This is a genomic window from Thermosynechococcus sp. HY213 (genome assembly GCF_031460975.1).
In the GTDB taxonomy this organism is placed as follows: Bacteria; Cyanobacteriota; Cyanobacteriia; order Thermosynechococcales; family Thermosynechococcaceae; genus Thermosynechococcus.
The window spans coordinates 202,432-214,931 of record NZ_JAVKVB010000004.1; the positions used below are offsets into that span (position 1 = coordinate 202,432).

Below are 12,500 nucleotides of genomic sequence, written 5' to 3' on the forward strand. Positions count from 1 at the left end.
CATCTGAGACCCAAAGACACGAGGTGTAAACTATAAACATCTGTAATACTTGTGGTGATAAAAATTTGCCCCAGATCTATCTTCGTAACGGAAATAAAACCCTTATACTGTAGAGCGTGTCTGTAGGTGGGGCGCGATCGAATCGCTATGGAATCTGGTATTGACTTACAGGGGCAGTTTATTCGTGCATTGGAATCCCTTGGCCTCTCCCATGATCTGGCCAAGTTGCTATGGTTACCCCTGCCAATGTTAATGATGCTCATTGTGGCCACCGTGGGCGTACTGGTGGCCGTTTGGCTAGAACGGAAAATTTCTGCCGCTGTGCAACAGCGTATTGGCCCGGAATACATTGGTCCATTGGGGATTTTGGCACCCTTAGCCGACGGCCTAAAACTGATTTTTAAGGAAGATGTTCTCCCCGCGAATACCGATCGCTGGCTGTTTACCCTTGGGCCGGCGGTGGTCGTGATTCCTGTCTTTTTGTCCTATATTATTGTCCCCTTTGGCCAAAACCTACTGATCTCCAACTTGGCGATGGGGGTCTTTCTCTGGATTGCCCTCTCCAGTATTGCGCCCATTGGCCTGCTGATGTCGGGCTATGCCTCCAACAACAAATACTCCCTACTGGGGGGACTGCGGGCAGCGGCACAATCCATTAGCTATGAAATTCCCCTTGCCTTGGCGGTGTTGGCAGTGGCCATGATGTCCAATGGCTTGGGTACGGTGGAAATTGTCGAGCAGCAGTCGGAGTATGGCATCCTCACTTGGAATGTCTGGCGGCAGCCCATCGGCTTTTTGATCTTTTGGATTGCAGCTCTGGCAGAGTGTGAGCGCCTCCCCTTTGATTTGCCGGAAGCCGAGGAAGAACTCGTGGCTGGTTACCAAACAGAGTACGCTGGCATGAAGTTTGCCCTCTTTTACCTCGGTGCCTACGTTAATCTTGTGCTTTCGGCACTCTTGGTCAGTGTTCTTTACTTTGGGGGTTGGAGCTTTCCCATTCCCCTAGAAACCATTGCTAATCTTCTTGGGGTGAGTGAGAGCAATCCCTTTTTGCAGATTGCCTTTGCGGTGCTGGGCATCACGATGACCCTGATTAAGGCCTACTTCTTTGTCTTTTTGGCGATTCTGCTGCGCTGGACTGTGCCCCGTGTGCGCATTGACCAACTCCTAGACCTTGGTTGGAAATTCCTATTACCCGTGGGTCTAGTGAACTTGCTGCTGACCGCTGGCTTGAAGCTCGCCTTTCCCGTAGCCTTTGGCGGTTAAGAAACTCCCCATTTCCATGAGGTGACACCATGAAATTCCTCCATCAGATTACCAACTATGCCAAAGAGGCAGTGCAGTCCGCTAAGTACATTGGTCAAGGCCTCTCCGTGACCTTTGATCACATGCGGCGGCGGCCGGTGACGGTGCAATATCCCTACGAAAAACTCATTCCGTCGGAACGGTTTCGGGGACGGATTCACTTTGAGTTTGACAAGTGCATTGCCTGTGAAGTGTGCGTGCGCGTCTGCCCGATTAACCTGCCGGTGGTGGATTGGGTCTTCAACAAAGAGATCAAGAAGAAAGAACTGAAGCACTACAGCATTGACTTTGGTGTGTGCATCTTCTGTGCCAACTGTGTGGAATACTGCCCCACCAATTGCCTTTCAGTAACAGAGGAGTACGAACTGGCCACCTACGATCGCCATGAGCTGAACTACGACAGTGTGGCAATGGGACGCATTCCCTATAAAGTGACCCAAGATCCGATGGTGACCCCGATCCGCGAGTTTGCCTACCTGCCGGCGGGGGTAATGTCTGGTCATGATTTGCCTGCGGGTACCCAACGGGCGGGAGAGCGTCCAGAGGCGATCGCCAACACTGCTGAATCATCTGAGAACTAGGAGTTGTTGCTGTGGACTTAGCCACCCTGACCCAAACGATTACCTTCTTTGCCCTTGCCGCTGCAGTGATTGTTGCTGCCCTTGGCGTTGTGCTCCTGAACAATGTTGTCTATTCTGCCTTCTTGCTGGGGGGCGTGTTCCTGAGCATCTCTGGGCTGTATATCCTCATGAATGCTGACTTTGTCTCAGCGGCGCAAATTCTCATCTATGTCGGCGCGGTGAACGTTCTCATCCTCTTTGCCATCATGCTCGTCAATAAGCGTGAGGCCTATACCCCAGTGCCGGGGCGTTGGCTGCGTCAGGGGGGTGCCGCAGTAGTCTCCCTTGGCGTCTTTGCCCTGCTGACAAAAATGATTTTGCAAACTCCTTGGCAGCTCAGTTCCCTGCCGCCCACGACTGACAGTATCACAACCATTGGCCAGCACTTTTTTAGTGACTTTCTTCTGCCCTTTGAGTTGGCCTCGGTCTTGCTGTTAATGGCCTTGATTGGGGCAGTGGTGCTTGCACGGCGCGAACTGGTCTTGGAACCTGAACCCATCTTAGGGGAAGAGGTGGTACCCCCCTTGGAGTTGCCGGAACGTCCCCGTGAACCTGTAGCCTTGTCTGAAAAATAGGGGAAGACGATGCAGTTAACCTATGTTTTGATCTTGGCAGCACTGCTGTTTTGTATTGGCATCTATGGCCTTGTCACCAGTCGCAATGCTGTGCGTGTGCTCATGTCCATTGAGTTGCTTTTGAATGCTGTCAACCTCAACTTGATTGGGTTTGCCAACTATCTGGATGGCCAGCAAATCAAAGGGCAAGTCTTTGCCGTGTTTGTGATTACGGTAGCAGCCGCCGAAGCAGCCGTGGGTTTAGCCATTATTTTGGCCATCTATCGCAACCGTGACACTGTTGACATGGAGAAATTCAACCTCCTGAAGTGGTAGACTAGAAGTCGGAACTTGCTTCCCTCAATTGCCGTCTACTTTCAAGAACCAGTGTCAGCAAAAGGGCAATCACCTATGACAGTGCGTCTTGGTAAATCGGTCACTTATCTGTCGTTAATGGCATTGGGGGCAGCCGCTGCAATGTTTGCCACCCACCTAATGCCAGCGTCATCGCCCTTGGTGACCCCCAGCTTGGCGCAGTTACCGGCACCGCTACCAGCGGGAAATGACATTAACTTTATTGCCCGTGCTGTTGAGCAAGTCGGCCCGGCGGTGGTGCGGATTGATGCTTCCCGTACGGTGCAGACCCGTGTGCCCGCCATCTTTAATGACCCTTTCTTTCAGGAATTTTTTGGGCCAATGATGCCCCCCCGCAGCCGCGAGGAGCGGGGTCTTGGGTCTGGCTTTATCATTAGCAGTGATGGCTTGATCCTCACCAATGCCCATGTAGTGGATGGTGCTAACCGGGTGCGAGTAACCCTCAAGGATGGCCGCACGTTTGAGGGGCAGGTTTTGGGTCAAGACCGTCTGACGGATGTGGCCGTAGTCAAGGTGAATGCCAACAATTTACCGGTGGTGCGCCTTGGCAATTCTGATCATTTACGTCCCGGTGAGTGGGCGATCGCCATCGGCAATCCCTTGGGTCTCGATAATACGGTGACTGCGGGCATCATTAGTGCGACGGGACGTTCCAGCGGTGATATTGGCGTGCCCGATAAGCGGGTGGGCTTCATTCAAACCGATGCGGCCATTAACCCTGGCAACTCTGGTGGCCCCCTGTTGAATCAACGGGGAGAAGTCATTGGCATGAATACCGCGATTATTGGTGGTGCCCAGGGCTTGGGATTTGCCATTCCCATCAACACGGCTCAACGAATTGCCAACCAACTGATTGCCAACGGTCGCGTCGATCACCCCTTCTTGGGTATTCGCATGGCCAATCTCACCCCTGAGGTGCAGCAACGTCTCAACGCTAATCCCAATAGTCCCGTCCGCGTCCAAGAAAGTTCGGGAGTTTTGATTTTTCAAGTCCTGCCTAACTCGCCAGCCGCCCGCGCGGGTCTGCAACCCGGCGATGTGATCCGTCGTATCAATGGCCAAAACATCACCAAAGCGGATCAAGTGCAGCAAATGGTGGAAAGCACAGGCATTGGTCGCACCATGGAACTGGAAGTGCGCCGTAGGGGTCAAACGGTGACCGTGGCCGTGCAGCCGGCTCCCCTCCCTACTCAGGCTAGTCGCTGACGTGCTGACGGCCGTTCTGATCATTCCAACGGGCATTGGGGCTGCCATTGGTGGCTATGCGGGTGATGCGATTCCAGTTGTTCGTGCTTTGGCGCAGGTGTGCGATCGCCTGATTACCCATCCTAACGTTCTCAATGGGGCGATGCTCTATTGGCCGCTGCCCAATGTTTGGTATGTGGAAGGCTATGCCCTTGATGAATTTGCGGTTGGCCGTTGGGGATTGCTGCCACCGCGTCCAAATCGCATTGGCCTGTTACTGGATGCAGCGATTGAAGCGGATCTCCAACTGCGCCATCGTCAAGCAGCGGCGGCCTGTTCTGCCACCTTGGGTCTAATGATGACTGAACCTGTGATTACAGATGAACCCTTGGGCGTGCAGTTGCAAACCGCTGCCTCGGGGGCAACCTGGGGGACTCTGGCGAACCCCGCTAGTTTATTGCGGGCGGCAGAAAAGCTGATTCAAGTGGCTCAGGCAGAGGCGATCGCAATTGTGACCCGCTTTCCGGATGATCCGGGCACAGACGCATTGCACCACTATCGCAGTGGCCAAGGTGTCGATCCCCTCGCCGGGGCAGAAGCGGTCATTAGTCATTTGGTTGTCCAGCACTTTCAGCTTCCGGCAGCCCATGCCCCCGCCCTGCAACCATTGCCCCTAGAGGAGACTGTGCACCCCCGTGCCCTTGCCGAAGAAATTGGTTATACCTTTTTGCCGTCCGTGTTGGTGGGGTTGAGTCGTGCTCCCCGCTATAGCCCGACTGCCCCGCAGGCGCTGTGGCGACAGGAGGTGAATGCGGTGATTGTACCCGCCACTGCCCTTGGTGGACGGGGAATTCTGGCCTTGGCTCAGCAGGGCGTCCCCATCCTAACGGTGACTAACAATACCACAACCCTTAATGTTACAGCTGTCGATTTGGGGATAGAGACAATCCCTTGCCAGTCCTATGCCGAGGCCATTGGCGTGTTGAGTGCGATGAAGGCGGGCGTGTCTTGGCAAACGGTTACACTGGCAACCTGAAAAAATTTTTGCTTCTATCCCCATCGTCAAGTGGAACAAGTGTCCTTTGAACCCTATGAGGTGTTGGTGAATAGTCATCGCCTGCATCGGGTCTATCTGAATGAACTGGGGTCACTTGAGGCGTTGCCATTGAGCCTAGCGCTGATGCAGCTCACAGTGTTACCCGAAGCAGAGATGCCGACAGCAGCACGGTTGTTGGCAGAGCGAACTCGCACAGAGGCAGTGCCAAGGCCAAAAGTCATAATAGAGTTATATGGCTATTCCAATCACTGGAACGGTGGTCGGGGTGCCCCTGCTGGACAAGTGATGCTCTGAAATGTGGAAACGCGGCAAGTGGTGGGCACATGGCCTGCACGGCTGGAAAATCGCTACTATTGGGTCGTGCAACCCGAAATTGTGGTAGCGCCGGGGCGGTATGCAGTGTTGACCTCCAGCCCGCAAACGTGGTCTTATAATGCGACTTCCAAAAATGCTGGCATGACTTGGATTGAAGGGTACCCAATGCCTCGCTAGTGTCAAAGTTGGAGAAATTGTTGGCAGGGGGGCGATCGCGAGTCGCAGGGCGGGGCTTTAGACCCAATTCTTTGGTAAGCTAAAGAATGCTTTCTAAAACCGTGCTAAAACCTCCTATGGCTGCATCCGTAAGCTTTGACCTCGATGCCCTGAACCAACGCTTTGAGGGGGCACATCCCCGTGAAATTCTAGCGTGGGCAGTGGCTGAAATTCCCCAAGGGCTGGTGCAGACCAGTGCCTTTAATGTCGATGACATGATGATTACGGATTTGCTCTACCGTGATCTACGCCCCAATCCGCCGGTGCCTGTTCTCTTTTTGGATACGCTGCATCACTTTCCAGAAACCCTTGAATTTGTGCAGCAGGCCAAGGAAAAATATGGTCTGGATTTGCGCACCTACAAAACCCCCGATGTGGACAGTCGTGAGGCCTTTGCTGCTCGCTATGGCGACAAGCTTTGGGAAACCAATGTTGAGCAGTTTCACCATCTCACTAAAATTGAACCACTGCAACGGGGCTTAGCAGAACTCAATACGGTGGCTTGGATTACGGGACGGCGTCGGGATCAGGCGGTTACCCGCGCCAATATGCCCTACGTGGAACTGGACAAGCAGGGTCGTCTGAAAATTAATCCCCTCGCTGCTTGGACACGCAAACAAACATGGGCCTACGTGATGGAGCACGGAGTAATTTACAATCCCCTCCACGATCGCGGCTATGCCAGCATTGGCGATGAACCCCTCACTACCCCTGTAGCCGAAGGGGAAGACGAACGGGCAGGTCGCTGGCGTGGCATGGGCAAAACCGAGTGCGGCATCCACATCTAAGCCCATGTACTTTCAGGACGTTATTGCCACACTGCACCAGTTTTGGGCGGCTCAGGGATGCCTGATTGCCCAGCCCTATGACGTGGAAAAGGGCGCCGGTACCAAAAGCCCCCATACCTTTTTGCGTGCCCTCGGCCCTGAGCCTTGGGCAGTGGCCTATGTCGAACCCTGTCGCCGACCCGGAGATGGCCGCTATGGCGAGAATCCCAACCGCTATCAGTACTACTACCAGTACCAAGTGCTGATTAAGCCGTCCCCTGAGAATATCCAAGAGATCTATTTGGAGTCGCTACGCGCCCTTGGCATTCGCCCCCAAGAGCATGACATTCGCTTTGTTGAAGACAACTGGGAGGATGCGGCCGTTGGCGCGTGGGGTGTGGGCTGGGAGGTCTGGCTCGATGGTATGGAGGTGACGCAGTTTACCTATTTCCAGCAGTGTGGTGGCTTAGATTGTCGGCCGGTGTCCATTGAGATTACCTATGGCTTGGAACGGTTGACCATGTACCTCCAGGAGGTGGATGCGATCGCCAGTATCCGCTGGAACCCCACGCTCACCTATGGCGATGTCCATTTGCAAGGGGAAATTGAACAGTCCACCTACAACTTCGAGGCCTCAGATCCGGAACGATTGTTCACCCTTTTTAGTCTCTACCAGCAGGAGGCGGAGCAGCTTCTAGAAAAGCAGTTGGTACTACCCAGCTTGGATTATGTGCTCAAGTGTTCCCACACCTTTAACCTGCTGGATGCCCGTGGTGTGATTTCGGTGGCAGAGCGCACTCGCTATATCGGTCGCATTCGTGGACTGGCACGGCGCGTCGCCCAAACCTATGTGCAACAACGGGAAGCCTTGGGATTTCCACTGCTAAAGGAGCCAACGCCGATCGCCCCCTAAGTCACCATCGCTCAAGGAGTATCCATGGGACGGCAGTGGTACCTGTCGGTGGTCTTGGCCTTGTTTGCAGCATCGGCAACGCTAGCAGCGGATGTGCCACGCTTTCTCAGTCCTAGCAAGTTTTGGGGGCAGTTGGTCTCTCAAGTCAAACCCTTGAAGCCCGAAAAAGTGGTGGCGCTGACCTTTGATGATGGCCCTTGGGGAACCTCAACCCGCCAAGTGCTGCGAATTCTCAAGGAGGAGGAGGTCAAAGCCACATTTTTTGTGATTGGTAAGCACGCCCTCATGTACCCCGATATCATTGCTGACATTGTCAAAGCCGGTCATGCCGTTGGCAACCATAGTTGGAGTCATCCCTATCAGCCCGTTGGTCCTGAAGTCGCCAAGCAAGAAATTGAAAACACCTCTGCGCTCATTGCCAAGCAAAGCCAAGCGCAAACGCGCCTGTTTCGGCCACCGGGGGGCAATCTGACCACGGGGCTAGTGGATTATGCCAAGTCGAAAAACTACGCCATCATCCTGTGGTCGGTGGATACCCACGACACCCGCCCCAACACCACAGCAGCGGACATTGTTGAGCGCACCCTCAAGGAAGTGAAACCGGGTAGTATTATTTTGCTTCACGATGGCGGCGGCGATCGCGCCACTACCCGCAAAGCTCTCCCCACGCTGATTCGTCGCCTGCGGCAAAAAGGTTATCGCTTTGTCACTGTGCCGGAACTGCTGCAACTGGCAGTTAAAGCCCCCACGCCGAAGCCTGAACCAACACCAACACCTCCGCCTCCACCGACAATCACACCAACACCCACCCCTGAGCCAACTGCCACCCCGAAACCCAGTCCTGAGCCGATACCTACCCCTCCCGTCCCCAGTGAACCGCAATTGGAGACGCCACGCATGCCCCCTAACTAAGGCTCTAGGGGAAATTCACTAATCTGTGGCGTCGAGGTACCATTGAGGGTTTCCCCCAGTTGATGGAGGGGTTCATAGACCGGTTCTAAACTGGCTTGGGTGTGGGCGATCGCCCGCAGGAGTTCAGCCGTGAGATATTCCAAGGGATGGGGAGGGGGCGGTTGGCGGCGGCGGTATTTGGGAGTGGGCACAAACTCACTGGCTACGGCCTGAAGCTGGTAGGCCAATGCTTTCACCTTGGCAAGGTAGGTCAGGGTTTCCTCAAGGTGCTGGGTAATTTGCTGGTGTTGGGCTTGCAGTTGTTGCCACTGTTCGGGGGCGATCGCACCCGCTGCTGGTTTGAGATCGAGGGGAGTCAAATCCTGAAACAGTGCTTCTATATCTGGGGTTTCACTACTCACGAGTCCCTCCAACAAGGCCGCATCAAATAGCTCCCTGAGCACTTCGGGAGAGACGGCTGCCCACTCACTGGGGGAAGAAAATGCAGGGTCAGGCGCTGTCATGGGCATTTACCAAGTCGCGTTGGGCGGGATTGCAGTGCATCAAAAGGGGACGGTTGCCCTAACTTTGTTAACCTTATAACGGTTTTGTTTGGTGATCGCGGTTGTGACCTCCTCTTCTTTGCCAATTGTTTTGGGTGTAACGGGTGCATCGGGTCTCATTTACGCAGTGCGTGCCATTAAATTTCTATTACAGGCGGACTATCCTATTCAATTAGTGGCATCAAAGGCCGTGCACCAGGTGTGGCAAGCAGAATATGGCCTCACCCTGCCGATTCAGCCCGAGAAGCAGGAACTGTTTTGGCGCCAACAAGCCCAAGTCTGGACGGGATCCCTCACCTGTCACCGACCCACGGATGTGGCAGCGGCGATCGCCAGCGGTTCCTTTCGCACCTTGGGCATGGTGATTCTGCCCTGTAGTATGAGTACGGTCGCTAAGTTGGCGGCAGGACTGAGTTCGGATCTCCTAGAGCGGGTGGCCGATGTCCACCTCAAGGAACACCGTCCGTTGGTGCTGGTGCCCCGCGAAACGCCTTTTAGTCTCATTCATCTGCAAAACCTCACCCAATTGGCAATGGCCGGGGCGCGAATTGTACCCGCCATCCCTGCATGGTATCACCGGCCGCAGACCATTGAGGATCTAGTGGATTTTGTCATCGCCCGTGCCCTTGATCAGTTAGGGTTAGATTGTGTGCCGCTGCAACGTTGGCAAGGACCCCTTTCCTAATGCGCGCTTGGATTTATCTGGGGGCGATCGCCCTGCTCAGTACACTGGTCGTCCAAAATTGGCAGCCGCTGGTCTCGCTGCGCTTTTTGGGACAGCAAACTCCGGCGCTCCCCCTTGCCGCTTGGCTTGTGGTGGCAGCCCTCTCAGGAATCGTGGCGGGGCAGTGTTTACTCTGGCTAACCGCAGAAGCGCCAGTAGCGCGGCCAACCCCGCGATCGCAACCCCCTGAACCAGAACTGGATGCCTCGATGCGTCCGCCGGAGGATGAACCAGAGATCGATACCAGCGATGTGGAGGATTGGTTTAGCGAGCCTGAGCCAGCCCCCCGCGAACCAGAGATTCAAGATCGCCCCCGCACGACCTACTCGTACCAATATCGCCCTTCCCGCAAAGCCACCGCCAAAGCCCCGCCACCCCCAGAAGAGGTTGTGGATGCCGAATACCGCATTCTGACGCCGCCACCCCCCAAGGACGCTACCCCTGAGGATGAAGAAGACTGGGATATTCCCCTATGATCAAAGGCGTTGCCATCGGAGGAACAGCTTGTGAAAGTTGCCGTGGTTGGTGCCACAGGTCGCACGGGTCATCGCATTGTGAATGCCCTACAAGCGTCTGAGCATCAGGCGATCGCTGTTGTGCGCAATCCCGCCAAAGCCCAAGGGCGCTGGCCAACGGTAGAGATTCGCACCGCTGATGTGACCCAGCCGCAGACGCTACCCCCAGCGCTCAAAGAGTGTGAAGCAGTCATCTGTGCCACGGGAGCCAGCCCCAGCCTCAACCCCTTGGAACCCCTAAGTGTGGATTATCTGGGCACCAAGAATCTGGTGGATGCCGCCAAAGCTGCCCATGTGCAGCAGTTTATTCTCGTCTCGTCGCTGTGTGTCTCGCAATTTTTCCATCCCCTGAATCTTTTTTGGCTGATTTTGTATTGGAAGCAGCAGGCAGAACGTTATCTCCAAGAAAGCGGTCTAACTTACACGATTGTGCGGCCGGGGGGTCTGAAGGAAACCGATGACGGTGGCTTTCCGATCATTGCCCCAGCAGATACCCTCTTTGAGGGGAGTATCGCGCGATCGCGGGTGGCGGAAATCTGTGTGGCAGCCTTGGGCGAGCCGAGTGCCTACAACAAAATTTTTGAGGTGGTCAGCCGTCCTGATCAAACCCCAGCCGCCTATCCAGAGTTATTCCGCTCAATTGCGGCAGTGTGAGGATCAGTTGGTGCGGTTTTCCCGTTGGTTGCTGGCGATCGCTCTTCTAGTGGGCATGGGCTATTTCTTTTTTGGGTCGCGTTCAAGTGCCCTCTGGTGGTACTGGTACCGCTGGCAGCCGGGTCAAATTGCCCCCTTAGTCATGCAGGGGGGTGATCCCTATGTACGGGCACTGATGCGCACCATTTCTGCCAGTGAGGCCAACGACGCCAATCCCTACACCCTGCTCTATGGTGGCGAACACGTCCAAGACCTCAGCCAGCATCCCGATCGCTGTATTCCCATTCGCCGCGGTCCCAATCAGCACCTATGTACCACCGCCGCAGGCCGCTATCAATTTCTCACCACCACTTGGGAAGAAAAAGCCGCCCGCTATCATCCCCAACCGCCGAGCTGGTTTTGGCAGGGCTATAGCTTTGCCCCAGAGTATCAAGATCAGGTGGTCTATCGCTGGCTGACAGATCCGGCTGCTTGGAATGCCGATATTCCCCAACTCTTGCGGGAGGGGCGTGTACAGGAAGTTTTTGCCCTACTGTCGGATACATGGACTAGTCTGGGCTACGGCCTTGAAAGCAACCTGATCACACCCCACCTCGAAGAGATTTACCAGCAACTGTTGGCTCAAGAATTAGCCGCCTCCCAGACTGCACACTCTCCGGGGAGGGATGCGTTACGCTAGTCAATTTTCTCTGCCGACGGATCTATTCGAGTGCCCCAATTTCTGATTCTTGCGTAGAATCCCTCGGAGTCCCTCTAGAAGAGGGTTTGAGTATTTTCAGTGGCTTCGTAGAAAATGATTTGACACCCCTCGCAGGGGATCCCTCGGAACAGGGGGTTGCAATCCGCTCAGGGAGAGGCTATATTGAAGATGCTCTTGCTTCCCTTCGGGGAAGTAGATTAAATGGAAACACCTCCTTAAATAAATCGGAGGTTTCTTTTTGTTCTTTTTCTTGCTTCCCTTCGGGGAAGTAGATTAAATGGAAACCAGGGTTTTTGCAACCCTGCGTTTGTTTTTCTTTCTCATCTTGCTTCCCTTCGGGGAAGTAGATTAAATGGAAACAGCGGAAATAATATCCGCCAATAGGGCGTTGTTCTTAGCTTGCTTCCCTTCGGGGAAGTAGATTAAATGGAAACTGAGCTTGAAAATATGTTTATTGCGCTTTGTGAACTAGCAGCTTGCTTCCCTTCGGGGAAGTAGATTAAATGGAAACAAAAAGTTATCTGGGCAGGAAAAAAGCTATCCCGAAACTTGCTTCCCTTCGGGGAAGTAGATTAAATGGAAACAGGATGTATAACATCCTCATATAACCCAAACTGGAACTTGCTTCCCTTCGGGGAAGTAGATTAAATGGAAACTATAAAAAGCTTTTCTGGTAAGTGTACAGCTTTAAGTCTTGCTTCCCTTCGGGGAAGTAGATTAAATGGAAACTAGATCTAGAGCGTCATTAGTGATTTTTACTATCACTTGCTTCCCTTCGGGGAAGTAGATTAAATGGAAACACCCACAAAACTGTGTCCTGCTGCGGCTTGGAGAATTTACTTGCTTCCCTTCGGGGAAGTAGATTAAATGGAAACACCACCTGAGCATGCAGATGTCCCCGCAGGTCTTGCGGGCTTGCTTCCCTTCGGGGAAGTAGATTAAATGGAAACAATTGAAATAGGTTTCATGTTTGGTTCACTCAATGCAACTTGCTTCCCTTCGGGGAAGTAGATTAAATGGAAACAACAAGAACAGAGAAATACTGTCATCAAAAACAGGCTGAGTACTCAGTTTTTTGAAGGGGGGTGTTGAATTCTATTTTTTCTGCACCCCTAATTTTTTTGTCGCAAGAAGTGTCAAGGCCGA

Annotated in this window: 15 protein-coding genes, 1 pseudogene and 1 CRISPR repeat array; of the genes and pseudogenes, 15 read left to right on the forward strand and 1 reads right to left on the reverse strand. The window is 53.8% G+C overall.

Annotation, left to right across the window (positions count from 1 at the left end; translation table 11 throughout):
* Positions 1 to 147 precede the first annotated feature (147 nt).
* From nuoH to RHK62_RS02260, 11 genes and pseudogenes are all read left to right on the forward strand, one after another.
* The gene (nuoH, locus tag RHK62_RS02210; RefSeq protein WP_206200881.1) at positions 148 to 1,266 is read left to right on the forward strand and encodes an NADH-quinone oxidoreductase subunit NuoH; all 1,119 of its coding nucleotides are present in this window, start codon (positions 148 to 150) and stop codon (positions 1,264 to 1,266) included.
* A 29-nt stretch (positions 1,267 to 1,295) separates the two neighbouring features.
* Positions 1,296 to 1,886: an NAD(P)H-quinone oxidoreductase subunit I gene (gene ndhI, locus RHK62_RS02215; protein ID WP_206200882.1), complete on the forward strand. Its 591-nt coding sequence runs from the start codon at positions 1,296 to 1,298 to the stop codon at positions 1,884 to 1,886.
* Positions 1,887 to 1,897: 11 nt separating this feature from the next.
* Complete coding sequence (locus RHK62_RS02220) at positions 1,898 to 2,500, forward strand: NADH-quinone oxidoreductase subunit J (RefSeq protein WP_206200883.1); 603 nt, start codon at positions 1,898 to 1,900, stop codon at positions 2,498 to 2,500.
* 9 nt (positions 2,501 to 2,509) lie between these two features.
* Positions 2,510 to 2,815, forward strand: a complete 306-nt coding sequence (gene nuoK, locus RHK62_RS02225) for an NADH-quinone oxidoreductase subunit NuoK (RefSeq protein WP_011056517.1) — start codon at positions 2,510 to 2,512, stop codon at positions 2,813 to 2,815.
* 75 nt (positions 2,816 to 2,890) lie between these two features.
* Positions 2,891 to 4,060, forward strand: coding sequence for an HhoA/HhoB/HtrA family serine endopeptidase (locus RHK62_RS02230; RefSeq protein WP_206200884.1), 1,170 nt, complete (start codon positions 2,891 to 2,893; stop codon positions 4,058 to 4,060).
* A 1-nt stretch (position 4,061) separates the two neighbouring features.
* Positions 4,062 to 5,075 (forward strand): DUF3326 domain-containing protein, encoded by a 1,014-nt coding sequence (locus RHK62_RS02235; protein ID WP_302678731.1) that lies wholly within the window; start codon positions 4,062 to 4,064, stop codon positions 5,073 to 5,075.
* A gap of 24 nt (positions 5,076 to 5,099) precedes the next feature.
* Positions 5,100 to 5,390: pseudogene (locus tag RHK62_RS02240) on the forward strand (DUF2887 domain-containing protein); the annotation flags it as partial.
* A gap of 3 nt (positions 5,391 to 5,393) precedes the next feature.
* Positions 5,394 to 5,588: a hypothetical protein gene (locus RHK62_RS02245; RefSeq protein ID WP_206200887.1), complete on the forward strand. Its 195-nt coding sequence runs from the start codon at positions 5,394 to 5,396 to the stop codon at positions 5,586 to 5,588.
* A 116-nt stretch (positions 5,589 to 5,704) separates the two neighbouring features.
* The gene (gene cysH / locus RHK62_RS02250) at positions 5,705 to 6,415 is read left to right on the forward strand and encodes a phosphoadenosine phosphosulfate reductase (protein WP_255521485.1); all 711 of its coding nucleotides are present in this window, start codon (positions 5,705 to 5,707) and stop codon (positions 6,413 to 6,415) included.
* A gap of 4 nt (positions 6,416 to 6,419) precedes the next feature.
* Positions 6,420 to 7,307, forward strand: coding sequence for a glycine--tRNA ligase subunit alpha (glyQ, locus tag RHK62_RS02255; protein WP_206200889.1), 888 nt, complete (start codon positions 6,420 to 6,422; stop codon positions 7,305 to 7,307).
* 24 nt (positions 7,308 to 7,331) lie between these two features.
* A complete protein-coding gene (locus RHK62_RS02260; RefSeq protein WP_302678733.1) occupies positions 7,332 to 8,219 on the forward strand; it encodes a polysaccharide deacetylase family protein in 888 nt (295 codons plus the stop codon).
* Here the strand turns inward: RHK62_RS02260 and RHK62_RS02265 are convergent.
* Positions 8,216 to 8,722: a hypothetical protein gene (locus RHK62_RS02265; RefSeq protein ID WP_302678734.1), complete on the reverse strand. Its 507-nt coding sequence runs from the start codon at positions 8,720 to 8,722 to the stop codon at positions 8,216 to 8,218. The two genes, RHK62_RS02260 and RHK62_RS02265, sit on opposite strands and share 4 nt — an antisense overlap.
* Positions 8,723 to 8,825: 103 nt before the next feature.
* On the opposite strand from RHK62_RS02265, the gene RHK62_RS02270 reads away from it, so the two are divergent.
* From RHK62_RS02270 to RHK62_RS02285, 4 genes are read left to right on the forward strand one after another with little or no spacing between them, the layout of a single operon-like run.
* The gene (locus RHK62_RS02270) at positions 8,826 to 9,446 is read left to right on the forward strand and encodes a flavin prenyltransferase UbiX (RefSeq protein ID WP_302678735.1); all 621 of its coding nucleotides are present in this window, start codon (positions 8,826 to 8,828) and stop codon (positions 9,444 to 9,446) included.
* A complete protein-coding gene (locus tag RHK62_RS02275; protein WP_310453206.1) occupies positions 9,446 to 9,961 on the forward strand; it encodes a hypothetical protein in 516 nt (171 codons plus the stop codon). The genes RHK62_RS02270 and RHK62_RS02275 overlap by 1 nt, the downstream gene beginning before the upstream one ends.
* Positions 9,962 to 9,991: 30 nt before the next feature.
* On the forward strand, positions 9,992 to 10,654 hold the full coding sequence (locus tag RHK62_RS02280; protein ID WP_302677212.1) for an SDR family oxidoreductase: 663 nt from the start codon (positions 9,992 to 9,994) through the stop codon (positions 10,652 to 10,654).
* Positions 10,655 to 10,709: 55 nt separating this feature from the next.
* Complete coding sequence (locus RHK62_RS02285; RefSeq protein WP_399364952.1) at positions 10,710 to 11,333, forward strand: lysozyme; 624 nt, start codon at positions 10,710 to 10,712, stop codon at positions 11,331 to 11,333.
* Positions 11,334 to 11,527: 194 nt separating this feature from the next.
* Positions 11,528 to 12,378: direct repeats of the CRISPR family, unit length 36 nt; unit sequence CTTGCTTCCCTTCGGGGAAGTAGATTAAATGGAAAC.
* The last annotated feature ends 122 nt before the right edge of the window (positions 12,379 to 12,500 follow it).